Source organism: Melioribacteraceae bacterium 4301-Me, assembly GCA_041538185.1.
Taxonomy (GTDB): Bacteria; Bacteroidota; Ignavibacteria; order Ignavibacteriales; family Melioribacteraceae; genus Pyranulibacter; species Pyranulibacter aquaticus.
Map to the genome: position 1 here is coordinate 49,053 of JBGORM010000005.1, position 17,879 is coordinate 66,931.

A 17,879-nucleotide genomic window follows, 5' to 3' on the forward strand; every position below is an offset into this window, starting at 1 on the left:
ATTTAATTATCTCCGTATTTTTTAAAGAACCATCGTTTAATATTATGTGTTAATAAACTATAAGTAAATAAGAATGCAAAAATCCACAACCAAAAAATTCCCGGCAGTGGAACTAATCCAAATGTATTTGCAAATGGTGAATAAGGAAGCCATGCGGCAAGCAGCATTATAAGCAGGGTAGTTAAAGTCATAGTTGATGAAGCCATGCTTCCAATAAAAGGGACTCGCTTTGTACGGATTATATGTACAATTAATGTTTGAGTTAATAAGGATTCCACAAACCAGCCGGTTTGAAATAGTTTCTCTAAATATATTTTTTGTTCGGTAGCTAAAAGAGGATTTAAAAACTGGTTAGCGCCAAAGAAAAACCACATCAATGCATAAGTTGCATAATCAAAGATAGAACTTATTGGACCGATAAATATCATAAACCGTTTAATGTTGTCTATGTTCCATTTTAGGGGTTTTTCAACAATTTCTTTGTCTACGTTATCAGTTGGTATGCCGGTCTGTGAGAAATCATAAAGCAAATTATTTAACAGAATTTGAATTGGTTTCATTGGCAAAAATGGAAATAGATAACTAGCGCCCAGCACACTGAACATATTTCCAAAATTCGAACTAGCACCCATTCGGATATACTTCACTATATTTGCAAAAACTTTTCTTCCTTCAATAATGCCATCTTCAAGTACTACCAGGCTTTTTTCGAGTAATACAATATCAGCAGATTCTTTAGCCACATCAACGCCGGAGTCGACAGAAATTCCTACATCAGCAGCTCGCAACGAGGGGGAATCGTTAATTCCATCGCCCATGTAGCCAACAACATGTCCCGATTGTCTTAACGAAGTTATAACTTCTTCTTTTTGAATGGGTGAAAGTTTTGCAAACACATCATACTCTAATACCGTTTTAGAAAATTCCTCTGGAGAAAGTTGTTTAAGTTCTTCGCCGGTAATTATGCGGTTCACTTCTAATCCTACATCTTTACAAACTTTTTTTGTAACAAGTGAATTATCACCTGTTAATATTTTAACTTTAACTCCTGCATTTTTAAGTCCAGCTATTGCAGTAGCAGCGGATTCTTTCGGCGGGTCAAAGAAGGCTATATAGCCGAGCAAAATTAAATCCTTTTCATCAGCAACTGTAAACACATCTTTAGTAGCTGGAAAATCTCGGTAACCAATAGCCAATACACGATAGCCGCTATTGTTTAGTATTTCAACTTCTTCATATAAATCATCTCGTATCATATCAATGAGAGGATAAATTTCATCATCTACCTGATAGTGGGTACAGACTGAATAGATTTCTTCTACAGCACCTTTACAAATAAGAACATGGTCTCCTTCATATTCTACTATAACTGACATTCTGCGTCTTTGGAAATCAAATGGCAGTTCATCAACCAGTTTGCATTTACCTTCAACATTAAGTTCAATGTGTTCAAGTATAGCACGGTCTATTAAATTTCGCAGACCAGTCTGATAAAAACTATTTAAATAAGCATATTGCAATACATCACGACTTTCGTTGCCCGTTATATCAACATGTCTTTCTAAAACAACTTTATCTTGAGTTAACGTACCAGTCTTATCGGTGCAGAGAATATCAATAGCGCCAAAGTTTTGAATTGATGAAAGCTGTTTAACAATAACTTTCTTCTTAGACATTGTAAGTGCGCCTTTAGCAAGATTAACAGTAACAATCATAGGCAACATTTCAGGAGTTAGGCCAACTGCAATTGACAATCCAAACAATAACGCTTCAATCCAATTTCCTTTAGTTAATCCGACTATCATAAAAACTGCAAGCACCATAACCACCATAAAACGAATCATAAGCCAAGTGAAAGACTTTACACCTTTATCGAAGCTCGTTTCAGTTCTTGTTTCGGTCAATCGTTCTGAAATTGAACCGAAGTATGTATTGGTTGCTGTATTTACTACAACTCCGCGTGCAGACCCACTTAAAACATTTGTACCCTGAAAACAAGCATTTTGTAATTCAAATACAAAGCCATTGGTGCTTATTTTTGATGGTTCAGCTTTCTTTTCTATAGGCAGTGATTCACCAGTAAGAAGTGATTGGCTAACAAAAAAATCTTTTGCATGAATTAGTCTTAAATCCGCGGGTATAATTGAACCAGCATGAAGTAAAACAATATCGCCAGGCACTATATTAGACATTGGAAGCTCAATCTCTTTACCATCTCTTAACACCAAAACATGAGATTGCACACGTTTGCCTAATGCTTCTACAGCTTTTGTCGACTTTCTATCCAAAACGTAAGAAAGGCCTACACTAAGCAGAACCATCACACTAACTATCAGCGTTGACTTTTCCTCGCCAATTATCAAAGAAACGACAGCTATTATTAATAATTGAATTACTAATGGACTTTTTATTCTGCTGTATATATCTGCCCAAAAGCTATAACTACGAGCGTGTGCCGGCTCATTAAAACCAAATTCCTCCAAGCGTTCTTCGGCATCTTCAGATGACAATCCACTTGGACTAGTTCTCAATCTTTTAAGTGCTTCATTAACTTCTAATCCACAAATTTCAATTAAACGACTTTCATTTTCAGAAGCTTTATGTGGAGCTTTTGCTGCCTTAGTAAATGCAGATGATGAAATTTTAGAAAAGATAGAACGACGCATAATGCTCCTCCTTAAGTGAAGTATGGAGACAAATAAAATGCTTCTTCCAAATTAATTGACTATCAATTATTTATTAATTCAATTTTATCCTTGGCACCTCAGAAAATAATTCCCTAAGATAGCCAACGATAAAATTGAAGGAGGGCTATCTTAAGGCATGACGATTTGTAGCAGAACTAAAATACTCTTAGCGCCAGGTTCGTCAGAATCAGGCATTGCTTCCCTTATTTTTATTTATTTTGCAACTCAAATATAATAAAAGGTAGAGATTTATAATATATCACCTTTGCCTACTTTGTTACATAATTATAAGTTAACAATAAGGAATTGGTAAAAAATTGTATAACAAGCTTTGCATCTTAGCTTTAGAAGTTTCATCAAATACTTTATGAAATAAAAAGGTTCTGGCATGGAAACTTTGTTAAGATTACTTCAGGAGACAGTCCAAATCTCGTTACTTGTCGCTATTATGATGATTCTCGTTGACTTACTAAATGTCTTTTCCAGAAGAAAATTAGAATCGTTTTTTAAAAACGCTAATAAGTTCCGCCAATACTTCTTCGCATCTCTAATAGGAACAATTCCTGGTTGTGTCGGCGGATTTACTAACGTTTCACTTTATATTCATGGCATAATTAGTTTCGGCGCACTTGCAGGTTCTATGGTTGCTGTATCTGGCGACGAGGCTTTTGTAATGCTTGCGATGTTTCCTAAAAAAGCTATAATTCTTTTTGCTGTTTTGTTCATAATTGGAATTTTTAGCGGATGGCTAATTGATGCTTTTGTTAAAAAATACAAAATAGCAACATGTGAAAATTGTGAAGAAATGGTAGTGCACGGCCATGAAGCAAATATAAAGCATTATTTTATAGAACACATTTACGGACATATCATAAAGAAACATCTTTGGAAAATTGCGCTTTGGACTTTCGGTGCGCTTGCTATTATTGAATTTGGACTTCAATACTTACACTTGGATAAGTTCACATCCCAATATAAAATTGTTTTCCTCTTTGTGGGGGCTTTAGTTGGATTAATTCCTGAATCAGGGCCACATTTAATCTTTGTTACACTTTTTGCAGAAGGACTTATACCATTTTCCGTGCTTTTAACAAGTTCTATTGTTCAAGATGGACATGGAATGATTCCAATGTTATCTTATTCTCTATCTGACAGCATTAAACTAAAGTTTTTTAATTTTGTTATTGGAATAACAATCGGCTTACTGCTTTTTATAATTGGATTTTAAGAATGATAATAAATAAAAATCATTGGTACGATGGATTATTTTATGATAAGCTTATTGCACCAAATCAAGATAAGTCATATCAGATAGTAAAAGCAATAATTACTGCAAACTCAAGTGTACTAGATGCAGGCTGTGGCACCGGAAGATTAGCTTTTCAACTTATAGACAAAATAAAGAAATATGATGGAATTGATTTATCAAAAAGAAATATAAAAGTAGCAACTAAAAAACTTTCCAAAAATTACTCTAACAGAATATCTTTTCACCACGCTGATATCAGTTCTTTTCTAAAGTCTAATAAAAGCATTTACGATTTTGCTGTTGTTTCTTATGTTATCCATGAAATTAATGAAAACGAAAGAGAGAATATTCTACTTGAACTTTCCGAGTATGCTAATAAAATAATTATTGTTGATTATCCCTGTTCTCGCCATAACGTTCTATGGTGGTACTTGAACAATACCATAGAATTTGCTGCCGGAAAAACCCACTTTAAAAATTTTAAGACATATATTGCAAATAAAGGAATACATGGACTAGCAGAAAAAACTGGATTAATTATTATTAAAGAAATATTAAATAAACCAATTACAACTCATATTGCTGTTTTAAGTAAGAGAAAAAACGGAGAGTAACTATGCAATTTAAACCCATACAAGACTTTTATCCTGATGAGCTTAGTTATTGCTATGGATGCGGCCGACTAAACGAACACGGTCATCAAATAAAAAGCTATTGGGATGGCGAAGAAACTATTGCACATTTCACTCCCAAGGAATATCATATAGCAATACCAGGCTATGTTTACGGGGGATTAATTGCTTCACTTATCGATTGCCACGGAACTGGAACAGCCGCATTAGCTTCTTATAAAAATGAAAACAGAGAACCTGGTAGTTTACCAGCATTCCGATTTGTTACTGCATCACTTCATGTGGATTACTTAAAGCCAACACCAATTGGTGTTGAACTTGAACTGCGAGGCAAAGTAATTGAGCTTAAAAATCGCAAGGTAACCTCCGAAATTACAGTATATGCGAACGGTATAATTACTGCAAAAGGTAAGGTCGTTGCAGTACAAATGCCGGAAAATTTTATAAAAAAGGAAAAGTAAAAGACTATTGAAATTTATTAGTCTTTTTTTATTGTGAAGTCTGCAGGGTTTGGGGGGTTTTCAATCTAAATAAAAGAAATTAGTTCCTTATATAATCCAGTACCAACTAAATTATTTCTTACTACTCACTACAAACTTTAGGAGATTTTAATCGTTTTTAAAAATAGGTGCCACATATTTGCGCTTTCCATTCTTGTGTTTCAAGTTATTAAGTAGTTGTATGGAATGTACTTATAGAGTCGTAAATTATAAAGGTGACATTTTTGTGGCAGCCTTTTATTTAACTTTTCAGAGCAAAATTTTTATCTAATTCTTTTGTTAATAACAGATTCTGCATAATCTTTTTATTTGGCATTCAAATTGACGTTACAAAAACAGATTTAATATAACCAAAGGGGGTACAAAATGAAACAACTTAGTTACAAAACAGTTACTCTTTTACTGTTAGTTGCTTTTTCTACTACTATTTTAGCACAGAAATCAACTACAGAATCTTTTATAAATAAGGCAATTTCAAATTTTGTGATTGCTATGGAAAGTAATAATCCTGGTGTGGTTGAATCATCAATCTTTATTTCGATGAACATGAAGTATCAATACCCATACATGAATTACACAAAACTTGTTAATAAACTGAATGAACTTGCTGCAAATGGCAAAACTCCAGTTATACGATATAAAGCTCAATTAGCAAGTTTATACTTTAATTACTTTAATATTTTTGAAGACATAAAATTTACTGACAAAGAAAATCCAGATTATTACTTCAGACAAATTTCTGAAAAATTAGAACAGCAGTCAGTTGCTTATAAATAAAGGAATACTTCCTTAAATGGCAGGCTGGACTTGTAAAATTTTATAAGATAATTCGGTTTTTCTAATGGTGACCTCCATGTTGCAAGTCCAGCCTAATTTTTTGATGTCAATTCTCTGAAGCAAATAAAATAGAAGTAAATTAGTTAAACTAAGCCGCTTAAAAATTTTGAAGCAGAAATTACTCTTACATCCTTTCTTATAAAATCAACATTTTTCTTATTTACTACCTGAAAAAGGAAAGGTATTTTAAGTCTTTCTTTAAAATAGAGTAAGTTTGGTGAAGGTTCTGTATCATTTAATTTAACTTCTACTGCAAACCATGGTTTTTCGTTAACATTTACAAAGAAATCAACCTCCTTTTTATCAACGTTTCTAAGGTAAAATAACTTAATTTTATAACCCTCCGCTTCATTAATAAACTGAACAAATTTTAATAAGTGAGAAGCTATCATATTTTCAAAACGTAACGACTCATCTTCCACTTCTGACCAGTCAACTAAATAAAGTTTAGGTTCTTTTTTAATTGAGCGGATAACTTTTGCACTGTATGGATAAATTCTATAATGATAATAAAACATTTCCAGCACATCCAACCATTCACTTATTGCCCTGTGGCTTACTTCTAAATCTGCACGAAGTGAATTAATAGACAATTGATTAGCAACTTTAGAGGGTAACATATCTCCTAGTAATTTCATACTATTTATATCTCTCAAATTTTCGACATCTCTAATATCTTCTTTAAATAGTCTTTCTATTTTCTCGTTATGCCATCTACGTAGCGATTTTTCACTTTGAGTAAGAATCATTTCAGGAAAACCACCAAATTTAAGTAGCAGCTCAGTTGCCTCATTTAATTCTTTGCTTTTTTCTGATTGAAAATAAAGCTCATGTAAGGGGATAAAATCATTTTTTACGTTGCACATTTCAGCTACTGAAAAGGGATGAAGTGTATAATAGTGGTATCGACCTTGAAGAGAATCACTGCCTTTCCTATACACATTTAATCTTGCACTACCTGTTACAATAATTTTATACTTATTTTTATATACATCAAAAATACCTTTGATAAAGCTTTTCCATTTTCTGTATTTGTGAATTTCATCAAAAATAAGTAAGGACTCTTCGCTTGGCATTTCAAATTTCATCATTCTTTTTCTATCAGGCGAATAATCCCAATTATAATAGACATAATTAGCTATATTTTTAGTAATTATTTTTGTTGCAAGTGTAGTTTTCCCTACCTGTCTTGCACCGCCTATAAACACCATTTTTTCTTCCAAATCTTCAAGAATATTACCGACCAAATACCTTTCTTTTTCCATATTCATAAGAGTTTCTTAACTTTCATTTGGAAAAAGGATACTAATATTTTTGCTTTAAAGCAAAATTTTTAGCGAATTTTTTTGCTTTAAAGCAAAATTTTACTGACTGCCCCAAGATACTTTTTTTAGCTTAATGAAATTTGCATATAAATTAGAGTTTGCTGAAGTTTACCGTTATCATAAACAAAATTAGAACCATGAGAAATAATCTATTAATAGTAGCTTTCATAACATTAAGTTTTACACTATTTGCTCAGAACCAAAACCCAATAGCTCCAACGCCTGCGGATGAAAGATTAAAAGGATATGAAAAAAGAATAGAATTACAAGAAAAATCTTTATTAAAAAATGTTGAACTAACTTCGATTGGTCCAACTGTCCAAAGTGGAAGAGTAACGGACATTGATGTTTCTCCTTATGATGAAACTAACTTTTATGTAGCTTATGCCTCAGGCGGTGTCTGGGAAACAACTAATAATGGCATCTCATTTAAACCAATATTTGATGACCAGGCTTCAATGACAATTGGCGATATAGCTGTAGATTGGAAAAACAATATTGTTTATGTAGGAACAGGAGAAAATAATTCGAGCAGGTCATCTTACGCTGGGACAGGTATTTACAAATCATCTGATGATGGAAAAACTTGGCAATATTTAGGTTTAGCCGAAACTCATCATATAGGAAGAATAGTTTTACATCCAAAAAACCCTGATATTATTTGGGTTGCTGCAATTGGGCATCTCTACTCACCAAATAAAGAAAGAGGAATATACAAAACAACAGACGGAGGTAAAACATGGAGACAAACGTTATATATTGACGATAATACAGGTGCAATTGATCTGGCTATTGACCCGCAAAATCCAGAAATATTGTATGCTGCAATGTGGTATCGTAGCCGACGTGCATGGAACTTTGAAGAAAGTGGAAAAACCTCTGGAATATATAAAAGCACAGACGGAGGAGAAAACTGGCATTTAATTACAAACAAAGAAAGCGGATTTCCAAATGGCGACGGCGTAGGAAGAATTGGATTAGCAATTTATCATGATAACCCAAATATACTTTACGCAGCACTTGATAATCAATTCCACCGTAAAGAAAAAGAAAAAAAAGAGTATGCAGTTACAAAAGATTTGCTTAGAAAAATATCTGTAGACGACTTTCTGAAACTTAACGAATCCGATATAAATGAATTCTTAAGCAGAGAAAATTTTCCTAAAAAATATACTGCTAAACTTATACTCAATTGGGTAAGAGAGGGCAAAATAAAACCAATTGACCTTGTAAATTATTTAGAAGATGCAAACTCATTGTTGTTCGACACACCAATTATTGGACTTGAAATATACCGTTCTGATGATGCTGGAAAAACTTGGCATAAAACACATAAAGATTACCTCGACGGTGTCGTTAATACTTATGGTTATTACTTTGGACAAATAGGGGTTTCTCCTCATAATCCAGATAAAATTTATGTGATGGGAGTGCCAATCTTGAAATCTGAAGACGGCGGCAAAACTTTTAAATCTATTTGGAAGGAAAATGTTCACGCAGATCACCACGCTTTGTGGGTTAGTCCTAAAAAAGATGGTCATTTAATAAATGGCAACGATGGTGGAATAAATATTACATATGATGACGGTGAGACATGGATAAACGCTAATACGCCTGCAGTAGGACAATTTTATTCTGTTACGTATGACATGGATAAGCCTTTCAATGTTTATGGGGGTTTGCAAGATAATGGTGTTTGGACAGGACCGAGTAACAATAAAGAAAATTATAATTGGATGCAAACAGGTCATTACTCTTTCAAATCAATTTTAGGCGGTGACGGAATGCAGGTACAAGTCGATACACGAGATAACAACACAGTTTACGCTGGCTTTCAGTTTGGAAATTACTTTAGAATCAACAAGCAAACAAAAGAATCAAAAAAAATAACACCCACACATAAACTTGGTGAAAACCCTTATCGTTTTAACTGGGAGGCACCTATCAAGCTTTCTTCTCACAATCAAGATATCTTATATCTCGGTTCAAATAAACTTCATCGTTCTATGGATAAAGGTGAAACATGGATAACTATTTCCGGGGATTTAACTAACGGCGGCAAAAAAGGCGACGTACCTTACGGCACTTTAACTACAATTGACGAGTCGCCAATTAAATTTGGATTAATTTATACCGGCAGCGATGACGGTTTAATTTATGTTACCAAAGATGCCGGCACATCATGGGAGAAAATTTCTGATTCTCTGCCTCAAAATTATTGGGTAAGCAGAGTCTCTGCTTCAAATTTCGATGAAGGAACTGTGTATGTCTCACTAAATGGTTATAGATGGGATAACTTTGAAGCTCTCGTTTATAAATCCACTGACTATGGCAAGCACTGGGAACGCATTGGAACAGACTTACCATTAGAACCTGTAAATGTAGTTAAAGAAGATCCTGTAAATAAAAATATAATTTATGCTGGGACTGATAATGGGCTTTATGTTTCTATTAACGGTGGAAAAAACTTTATGGCATTATTTAAAGGGATGCCGGCTGTAGCAGTACACGATCTTGCTATTCATCCGCGAGATAAAAAACTTGTAGTTGCAACTCACGGCAGGTCACTCTATACTGCAGATGTGAATTATATAGAGAAATTAACAGACTCTGTTCTGCAGAAAAATTTGGTCTTCTTTCCTATTGAAGAAAGCTTAATATACAGTCAACGCTGGGGTAAGAAAAATTTTGTATGGAGTAAACCCGACACCCCTCAAATACAATTTGTCTACTATTTAAGCAACGATGGACATGTAAACATTAATATTAAAACTGAAAAAGGTGCGGTTATTAAGCACTTTACAGATGCAGCCGAAAGAGGATTAAATTTTGTAAAGTATAACTTATCTATCGACACCACTCAAAAGACAGTTTATGAAAATGAACTTACTAAACTAGAAAACAAAAAAGTTTCACTTGAAAAGTCTGACGATGGTAATATCTATTTGCGACCAGGTAAATATAAAGTCGAAATTGAAATAGACAACATAAAACAATCACAGAACTTAGAAATAAAAGAGCCAAAAGAGAACTTACGCGAACAGCATACTGAAAGTGAAGAAGAAAATGAATCAATATAATTTTTACAATAATAAATTCTTTTAATAATCAAGTAATTTGTTCTTATGTCTATAAAAGAAAAACAAGAAGCATTAGTTAAAGAGTTCGAACAATTGATGGATTGGGAAGATAAGTACCAATACATAATTAAATTAGGTAGAGAACTTCCGCCTTTACCCGAAGAATTTCGTTCGGATAAGTATAAAATTGAAGGCTGCCAATCTCAACTTTGGATAATTGCTAAATTGGAAAATGGAAAGTTAGTTTTTTATGCTGACAGTGATGCAATGATAGTAAAAGGATTAATTGCTATACTAATTAAAATTTACTCTGGCGAAACCCCCGAAGAAATTTTAAGTAATCCTCCAGATTTTTTAAAAAAGATGGGAATTGAAAATCACTTATCGCCGACCAGAAAAAATGGACTCAGTTCTATGATTAAGCAAATTCAAATGTATGCGGTAGCATTTAATGCGCTTAAAAAGAAATAGTTTGCAGTTAAAGCTTTCATCCCAAATTTTCCATTATGTAAATTTAGGTTTAACAAATTTCTAGTTAAAAACATCCTACTACTTTTCTTTATGTTTGTAGTGAACCTCAGGAAGCTGGCGTAAGATATCCGCACAGAACTCTGGTGTTAAATCTCTTTGAGGCTCTGCAAGCATTTCGTAACCAACCATAAATTTTTTAATTGTTGCTGAACGTAGCAGTGGGGGATAAAAGTGCATGTGAAAATGCCATTCTTGATGTTTTTTACCATCTGTCGGCGCTTGATGTAATCCAGCCGAATATGGAAATGATGTTTGAAAAAGATTGTCATATTTAGTTGTTATAGTTTTTAAAGCTACAGCAAACATTTTCTTCTCATGATCAGAAAAAGAAAGGATATTTGGAATTTTTCTTTTAGAAATAACAATTGTTTCATATGGCCATACTGCCCAGAAAGGAATTAGAATTATAAAATGCTCATTTTCATAAACAATTCTCTCGTTCATTTTTTGTTCTATTTTTATGTAGTCACTTAAAAGACTGCGTTTATTCTTTTGGAAATATTTTTTAAAATTTTTTAATTCAAGTGCTGGTTCCATAGGAATACTTTCTTGTGCCCAAATTTGACAGTGGGGATGCGGGTTACTGTTACCCATCATAGAACCTTTGTTCTCAAAAATTGTTACGTAATTTATCTTAGGACAAGAGCTAAGAGAATAAAATTCATCTTGCCATGTTTCAATAACTTTCTCAATCTCATTTACGCTCATTTCGGCAAGCGTTAAATCGTGACGTGGAGAGAAGTTTACAACCCTACAAATTCCCTTTTCACTTTTAGCTACCAAAAGATCTTTTATGTTCATTTTTATATTTGGAACATCTTGAATCAAAGCCGGGAAATCATTTGTAAATACAAAAGTATCTTTATAATATGGATTTATATCCCCATTTGCACGTTTGTTATTTGGGCACAAGTAACAATTTGGGTCATACTGAGGTCGTTCTTCCAAATCTGTACCGGAAATTTCTCCCTGCCAAGGCCTTTTAGTCCGCTGTGGAGAAACCAAAACCCATTGACCAGTCAATATATTTTTTCTTCTATGTGTATAGAGACTATAATTTAATTGTTGCATAATTTTTTTCGCTTACTATTCTTGTACCACCACTTATTTTAGTTATGTATGCTTTCATTTTTAAGTTAAACTCTTTTTGGTAAGCATCTGCTACAAGTCTAATAATTTCATCTACTTTTTCTTTTTTTATTAGATTAATAGTACATCCGCCGAATCCACCTCCCATCATTCTTGAGCCGTAAATAAAAGGATTGTCTTTAGCCAAATCAACCAGGAAATCGAGTTCCTTACAACTAACTTCATACTCTTTGCTTAGACCTTCGTGTGTTTGGAACATTAAATAACCAAGCTGTTTCAAATTCCCATTTTCCAAAGCCGAACAAGCATCTATTACCCTTTGATTTTCTTCAATAACATACTTACATCTTTTAAATACTATCTCGTTCATTTTCATTTTTACTTCACTTAGCATTTCAATTGAAACATCTCTAAGACTTTGAACTTGCGGAAAATTTTCTTTAATGATAGCAACTCCTTGGTCACACTCTACTCTTCTTTGATTATATTCAGACGAAGCCAAAGAATGAGACACTTGAGTATCGAATAGAACAATCAGCACATCACCGAAATTAAATGGGAAATATTCATAATCAAGCGAACGGCAATCGATTTTAAGAGCTTTATTTTCCTTGCCAAAAATATTTATGTATTGATCCATAATACCGCATTTTACGCCGACAAATTCATTTTCGGCTTTTTGAGCTAATTTCACCAACGAAAGCTTATCTAAGTTTAAGTCAAAAATGTAATTAAGTGCAAAAGCAAGGCCCGCTTCAATAGCAGCTGAAGAAGAAAGTCCTGCACCAATAGGAATATTACCACCGAAAACACAATCAAACCCTTTAATAGCTTTATTAATTTTTAATAATTGGTCAACCACACCTAACAAATAATTAGCCCATCTTTTTTCTGAAGGATTAACATCACCCAAAGTGAATGTATAAGAGTCATTCATATCGAGTGCGAACAAATTACAGCTATCATCCCCGCGTGGTGAAATTGCGAAGTAAATTACTTTATCAATTGCTGCTGGAAGTACAAATCCCAAATTATAATCTGTATGTTCACCGATTAAATTTACGCGGCCGGGTGAACAAACAAGCACAGGTTTCTTTCCAAAAAGTTCTATAAATTTTTTTTCTACTGATTGAATATAATCCATATTTGTATCACTTAGATTGTTTTGTTTCGTGTTTTTAAGTACATGAGTCCTCCAAATAAAATCATAATTGTTCCCCACCATATATCAGGATGAATTTCATAGAGGACTGTTTTATGAACTGGGGGATAAATTAACTGATAGATACCGGTAATAGTTATAATTAGTCCCATTACCAATAAAATTAATCCAACAAAAAACCATATAGGTTTCATACCACTGCTCCTTATCACTTAAATTAATTTAGTTATTGAGCAAGAAAAAGAATTGAACATAATCTTACCAAAACAAGATGTTAAGAATTACAAGTACAATCAGTGAAATTATCGCAACAAACTCAGGACGTTTAACAAAAGGCAAATGTGAATCCAGTTTTTCCTTGGTAAGGCCTTTAACCAAGCCAACTAATTCTTCTTTTGGTTTTTTCTTGGTAAAGGTGCTAACTAAAATTGTTACCAGAAAACAAATAAGCCAGGCCCACCATGCCCGCCAGAAATTAGCTGCCATATCACTTTGAACGCTTGACATAGTTATAATACTTTCACTAAACCAGTGAAATTTAACACCCATCCACATAAGAAATGAAGAAAGCATTCCGGTAACAAGTCCCCAAAAAGCACCGTCCGGAGTTATCCACCATACAAACATTCCAAGCAGCATTGTTGCAAACAAAGGTGCATTAACCCACGAAAAGATTGCCTGCATGTAATCCATTATGCTAGGAAAACTTTTTGCCCAGTAAGCAGTACCTAAAGAAATTATCACACCAACAATTGTTGAAGCTCTGCCCATCCAGAGTAAATGATTATCGGAAGCATTCTTGTTTAATACTGATTTATAAATATCGTATGTCCATACAGTATTAAAAGCACTAATATTACCAGCTTGACCAGCCATAAAGCCTGCCAAAAGAGCAGTTACTCCTAAACCTACTAAACCCGAAGGATAATACCGTGCAATTAATAAAGGAAGCGCTGAATCATAGTTAACTTGCCCGCCATCTTGTAAAAGTTTAAACCCACTATTAGGGTCACCAGAAAGTGCAATAGCAATTAGGCCTGCAAGTATAACAATAAAAGGAAGAGCCATTTTAAAAAAAGATGCAAGTATAGGAGTCATTCTAGCAGAACGAAGGTCTTTTGCAGAAAAAGCACGTTGCACTACAAGAAAATCTGTTGTCCAATAACCGAAGGACAAAACAAAACCAAGACCTAAAACAATACCAGCCCAATGAATCATCATTCCATTTTTAGTGGGGTCAGCAGAAGTAGACCATAAAGTGTTCATAGTTTCAGGTAATCGATTTAAAATTTGGTCAAGACTTCCTATTTCAATAATTCCCAGAATTGAAACAAGGAACAGCCCAAACCAAATTAGAAAGAACTGAATAATTTCTGTAAAAATCGCCGACATTAATCCACTCAAACCAACGTATGCGGCAACAGTAATAGCCGAAACCCACATGCTAATATCCCAATGCCAGCCCAAGAAAGTGTGAAGTACCAAAGCCATTGCATAAAGATTAATTCCAGATACAAGCAGAGTCATAATAGCAAAAGCTATTCCGTTTAGCACACGAGTTTTTTCATCATATCTTAATTTAAGATAACCTGGAATTGATTTTATTTTACTGCTATAATAAAAAGGCATCATATAAATACCAAGGAAAAGCATGGCTGGTATTGCACCAATCCAATAAAAATGTGCTACATACATACCATACTTAAAAGTGTTGCCTGTCATTCCAAGTAATTCAAGTGCACCGAGATTAGCTGAAAGGAATGCAAGTCCAGCTACCCAAGATGAGTTTTTTCGACCGGCAAGAAAGAAATCTTCTTCGTTTGTTGTATACTTACGAAGGTAGAAACCAATTCCAAGAACAAAAGCGAAATAGATTGCAATTATAAGCCAGTCTATAAATGAAAGCCCAATGGCAATGTTGCTTTCCATAATACTATCCTTAACTATTGAAAAATAATTTGTAGTTCTGCATTGTCTAATAATTTGATTGACAAAACTAAAACTTTAACCTAAAAAAATCATAAAAATTACGATATTAATGCTGAACGGCATAAGCCAATTTGTTTATCAGAATAAGCATAAGCACAAACATCAACATTATTTGTTTGCCCAATCAGGCTTGTTAGGTCTTTTGTATGTTAATAGAAAACACTTGAACATGATATTCAAAGTTTCATCACTTTATTTATTAGAAAAAAGACTTATAGCTTAACTTTTTTAATTGGTTGACTAACAATTTCTCCTGTCTTAGGGTCTCTAATCAGAATATCTGGCTGAGGATAGACCTTACCATTTAATTCTACATTAATCATAGGCCAGTCTTTAGCTTTAGTTAAAACTTCCACACTGTCTTTGTGCACCAGAATAGTTTCTTCAACTTTAGCGCCTGTTATTGTTGGGTTCCAAGCAAAAGCTTGATTTTCGTGAACTACTTCTTTTATATCAGGATAAATAATATACTCTCTATCATTATAACCAATTGCTCCGCCTTGATGATGTTTTTTCCATTCATCTTTAAAACCGACTTCTTCGTACCACTTTTTCATTTCTTCAAAAATAGAAGCGCATGAAACACCTGGCTTCGTAGCTTCTTCGTAATGAGCATGAACAATTGCAGTTTTTTCGATTTTATTTTGAAGATCAGCAGGCAATGGACCAAAATGAACAAATCTTGTTACAGCAACCGGCATTCCCCATTTTTCGGCAACAACATTAATCATTGCATATTTTTTTAACTTAGCTCCATAAGGCAATGCATGTCGATAGCCATAAATTCGCTGGTCCACTCCAATAAGAAGTACGGTTGGCATAATTCCTCTAGATCGAATTTCTGCTGCTGTCATTGCTTCAATTTCATATTCATCCATACCAGGCATTAGACTTTTACAAACTTCAGCTACTGCTTCAGTAGTTTGCTCTGAAAGCCATCTATACCTTTTTATTTCTGTTGGGGTTAGTTCATATCTCAGCGGCTGAAATTTTTCATCCATTAAAATTGTATTAGGATAAGGTATGTCACTTCCAATTTTACGATTTCCAGCTATTTCAGCAATTAATTTTCCTCTTACATCTTTAATTGGATTTGTTTCGTACCACGGATAAAATTTTAATTCATATCCAAGTCCTTTAAGTCCTTCATTCAATAATCTTGGTGCTTCGCTTCCATTAGCAATTAAATATTTGTTGCCGTTTTCCATAATTAACAAAGAGGCTGCACCCACATCTTTATTAAGTACAATTTGAGTATTAGCTTTTCCAGCAGTAATCCAATTCACATTTCTTACTTGAGTGAAAAGCATACCGGCCAAGTTATTTTCTTTCAGCCATTTTTTCAGTTTTACAATTTTAGCATTAATTTCATCATTAATTTCTTTATCTGTTAAAAGTTGTGAAGGCAGTCCTTTCCAGATTGCCTTACTAATTTTTTCGTTATTTTTCTGGTTATTGCAAGCCATTAATAAGAAGACGAACAAACTAATCAACAATAAATTTAAATTTTTCACTTTTACCTCCTTAGCTGTAAATAATTAATAAAATATTTAACATAAATTTTTCACCAGCATTGTAACTAAAGTGGATTAAACAAGTCACATGATGAGAATTCACCACTTCGTGGATTATAATATTAACCATGACGACATACCACAACGTGGTGAATTCTCATGAATTTTTTGGGTTTAATATTAATAGTTTAGAAACTGTTTTACAGCTCTTTCTAATAACTCCTAATTTTTAATTCCTAATTCCCAATTCCTAATTCCTAATTTATATTTACATCCGCATGAATTTCGTATTACTAATTCAGTTTTAACCACTATATTTTCCACTTTTTCTTTTTTATTATGGATATGAGCTATCAATTTTTGCGCAGCAAGTTTACCTACTTCATAAGCATTTTGTTTAACGGTAGTTAAGGGGCTCCACATCAGTTCGGCTCTAATATCATCAGAGAAGCCAACTATGGCAATATCTTGAGGGATATTCAATCCTTTTTCTTTAACAGCTTTCATTGCGCCAAAAGCTGCTGGGTCGTTTACAGCTACAACGGCTCGCGGCCAATTTTTTCTAGGTAATTCAAAAAGTTTATTCATGGCTTTATAGCCGCCGTCTTCATGGAATCCCGATTCAACAATCCAACTTTCGTTGTATTTTATTTTATATTTCTGCAAAGCTCTTTTAAATCCTTCCAGTCTTTCTCGTGCAATTGAAATTGATAATGGTCCGCGAAGGTGAGCAATTTTTTTATACTTATGTTTAATTAAATGTTCAGTTATTTTAAAGGCGCTTTCTTCATCGTTTACACTAACACAACTTGCACCAATATTATAAACGCAGCGGTCAAAGAAAACCACATGAAGTCCCATATCAATTATTTGTTTATATATTTGATATTCAGTATCAGATTCTGCAACTGAGGCAAGAATTCCATCAACTCTTCGAGATGCAAGTGTTTCAATAGCTGAGATTTCCCGCTTTGTGTCTTCAGCTGAATGAGTAAGTATAATATTATAACCCGCTTTGTAAACTACCTCTTCAATTCCTTTAATTGCATCGGGGAAAAATGAGTGGGTTATCTCAGGCACTACCACACCAATCGTTTGTGTTTTTGCAATTACGAGACTTTTTGCTATTTGATTTGGGAAATACCCCAATTGACGAGCTGTTTTAATTACTCTTTCTTTTGTTTCTTCGTCAACATTAGGCTGATTGTTTAATGCTCTTGAGACAGTCATCATTGAAATGTTCAATGTGTCTGCTATATTCTTTAGTGTTACTCTCTTTGCCAT

General features: G+C 33.7%; 14 protein-coding genes. 6 read left to right on the forward strand and 8 right to left on the reverse strand.

The window, feature by feature from the left end; all coding sequences use genetic code 11:
• Positions 1-2: 2 nt before the first annotated feature.
• A complete protein-coding gene (gene mgtA, locus ABRY23_09495) occupies positions 3-2,666 on the reverse strand; it encodes a magnesium-translocating P-type ATPase (protein ID MFA3783282.1) in 2,664 nt (887 codons plus the stop codon).
• 409 nt (positions 2,667-3,075) lie between these two features.
• Between mgtA and ABRY23_09500 the strand changes: the two genes are divergently transcribed.
• From ABRY23_09500 to ABRY23_09515, 4 genes are all read left to right on the forward strand, one after another.
• Positions 3,076-3,915, forward strand: a complete 840-nt coding sequence (locus ABRY23_09500) for a putative manganese transporter (protein ID MFA3783283.1) — start codon at positions 3,076-3,078, stop codon at positions 3,913-3,915.
• Between the two features lie 2 nt (positions 3,916-3,917).
• Positions 3,918-4,550 (forward strand): class I SAM-dependent methyltransferase, encoded by a 633-nt coding sequence (locus ABRY23_09505; GenBank protein MFA3783284.1) that lies wholly within the window; start codon positions 3,918-3,920, stop codon positions 4,548-4,550.
• 2 nt (positions 4,551-4,552) lie between these two features.
• Positions 4,553-5,029, forward strand: a complete 477-nt coding sequence (locus ABRY23_09510) for a PaaI family thioesterase (protein ID MFA3783285.1) — start codon at positions 4,553-4,555, stop codon at positions 5,027-5,029.
• 405 nt (positions 5,030-5,434) lie between these two features.
• A complete protein-coding gene (locus ABRY23_09515; GenBank protein ID MFA3783286.1) occupies positions 5,435-5,845 on the forward strand; it encodes a hypothetical protein in 411 nt (136 codons plus the stop codon).
• 143 nt (positions 5,846-5,988) lie between these two features.
• On the opposite strand, the gene ABRY23_09520 is transcribed toward ABRY23_09515, so the two are convergent.
• Positions 5,989-7,176 carry an ATP-binding protein gene (locus ABRY23_09520; GenBank protein ID MFA3783287.1) on the reverse strand — a complete coding sequence of 396 codons (1,188 nt, stop codon included), beginning with the start codon at positions 7,174-7,176 and terminating at the stop codon, positions 5,989-5,991.
• A gap of 191 nt (positions 7,177-7,367) precedes the next feature.
• Here ABRY23_09520 and ABRY23_09525 point away from each other — a divergent pair, with 191 nt between their 5' ends.
• A complete protein-coding gene (locus ABRY23_09525) occupies positions 7,368-10,310 on the forward strand; it encodes a glycosyl hydrolase (GenBank protein ID MFA3783288.1) in 2,943 nt (980 codons plus the stop codon).
• 45 nt (positions 10,311-10,355) lie between these two features.
• On the forward strand, positions 10,356-10,781 hold the full coding sequence (locus ABRY23_09530; protein ID MFA3783289.1) for a SufE family protein: 426 nt from the start codon (positions 10,356-10,358) through the stop codon (positions 10,779-10,781).
• A 78-nt stretch (positions 10,782-10,859) separates the two neighbouring features.
• Here ABRY23_09530 and ABRY23_09535 read toward each other — a convergent pair whose 3' ends face one another.
• The 6 genes from ABRY23_09535 to ABRY23_09560 form a co-directional block, all read right to left on the reverse strand.
• The gene (locus tag ABRY23_09535) at positions 10,860-11,912 is read right to left on the reverse strand and encodes a UDP-glucose--hexose-1-phosphate uridylyltransferase (GenBank protein MFA3783290.1); all 1,053 of its coding nucleotides are present in this window, start codon (positions 11,910-11,912) and stop codon (positions 10,860-10,862) included.
• Positions 11,893-13,074, reverse strand: a complete 1,182-nt coding sequence (locus ABRY23_09540; protein ID MFA3783291.1) for a galactokinase — start codon at positions 13,072-13,074, stop codon at positions 11,893-11,895. Before ABRY23_09540 ends, ABRY23_09535 begins: the two co-directional genes overlap by 20 nt.
• A gap of 11 nt (positions 13,075-13,085) precedes the next feature.
• Complete coding sequence (locus tag ABRY23_09545; GenBank protein MFA3783292.1) at positions 13,086-13,286, reverse strand: hypothetical protein; 201 nt, start codon at positions 13,284-13,286, stop codon at positions 13,086-13,088.
• Positions 13,287-13,350: 64 nt separating this feature from the next.
• Positions 13,351-15,021, reverse strand: a complete 1,671-nt coding sequence (locus tag ABRY23_09550; GenBank protein MFA3783293.1) for a sodium:solute symporter family protein — start codon at positions 15,019-15,021, stop codon at positions 13,351-13,353.
• A gap of 272 nt (positions 15,022-15,293) precedes the next feature.
• Entirely contained in the window at positions 15,294-16,595 is a 1,302-nt protein-coding gene (locus ABRY23_09555; protein MFA3783294.1) for a M24 family metallopeptidase, read from the reverse strand.
• Between the two features lie 222 nt (positions 16,596-16,817).
• Positions 16,818-17,879: a LacI family DNA-binding transcriptional regulator gene (locus tag ABRY23_09560; protein ID MFA3783295.1), complete on the reverse strand. Its 1,062-nt coding sequence runs from the start codon at positions 17,877-17,879 to the stop codon at positions 16,818-16,820.

Coding starts and splice junctions, on each gene's coding strand:
- mgtA (MFA3783282.1), bottom strand. CDS start 2,666: ATGCGTCGTTCTATCTTTTCTAAAATTTCATCATCTGCATTTACTAAG.
- ABRY23_09500 (MFA3783283.1), top strand. CDS start 3,076: ATGGAAACTTTGTTAAGATTACTTCAGGAGACAGTCCAAATCTCGTTA.
- ABRY23_09505 (MFA3783284.1), top strand. CDS start 3,918: ATGATAATAAATAAAAATCATTGGTACGATGGATTATTTTATGATAAG.
- ABRY23_09510 (MFA3783285.1), top strand. CDS start 4,553: ATGCAATTTAAACCCATACAAGACTTTTATCCTGATGAGCTTAGTTAT.
- ABRY23_09515 (MFA3783286.1), top strand. CDS start 5,435: ATGAAACAACTTAGTTACAAAACAGTTACTCTTTTACTGTTAGTTGCT.
- ABRY23_09520 (MFA3783287.1), bottom strand. CDS start 7,176: ATGAATATGGAAAAAGAAAGGTATTTGGTCGGTAATATTCTTGAAGAT.
- ABRY23_09525 (MFA3783288.1), top strand. CDS start 7,368: ATGAGAAATAATCTATTAATAGTAGCTTTCATAACATTAAGTTTTACA.
- ABRY23_09530 (MFA3783289.1), top strand. CDS start 10,356: ATGTCTATAAAAGAAAAACAAGAAGCATTAGTTAAAGAGTTCGAACAA.
- ABRY23_09535 (MFA3783290.1), bottom strand. CDS start 11,912: ATGCAACAATTAAATTATAGTCTCTATACACATAGAAGAAAAAATATA.
- ABRY23_09540 (MFA3783291.1), bottom strand. CDS start 13,074: ATGGATTATATTCAATCAGTAGAAAAAAAATTTATAGAACTTTTTGGA.
- ABRY23_09545 (MFA3783292.1), bottom strand. CDS start 13,286: ATGAAACCTATATGGTTTTTTGTTGGATTAATTTTATTGGTAATGGGA.
- ABRY23_09550 (MFA3783293.1), bottom strand. CDS start 15,021: ATGGAAAGCAACATTGCCATTGGGCTTTCATTTATAGACTGGCTTATA.
- ABRY23_09560 (MFA3783295.1), bottom strand. CDS start 17,879: ATGGCAAAGAGAGTAACACTAAAGAATATAGCAGACACATTGAACATT.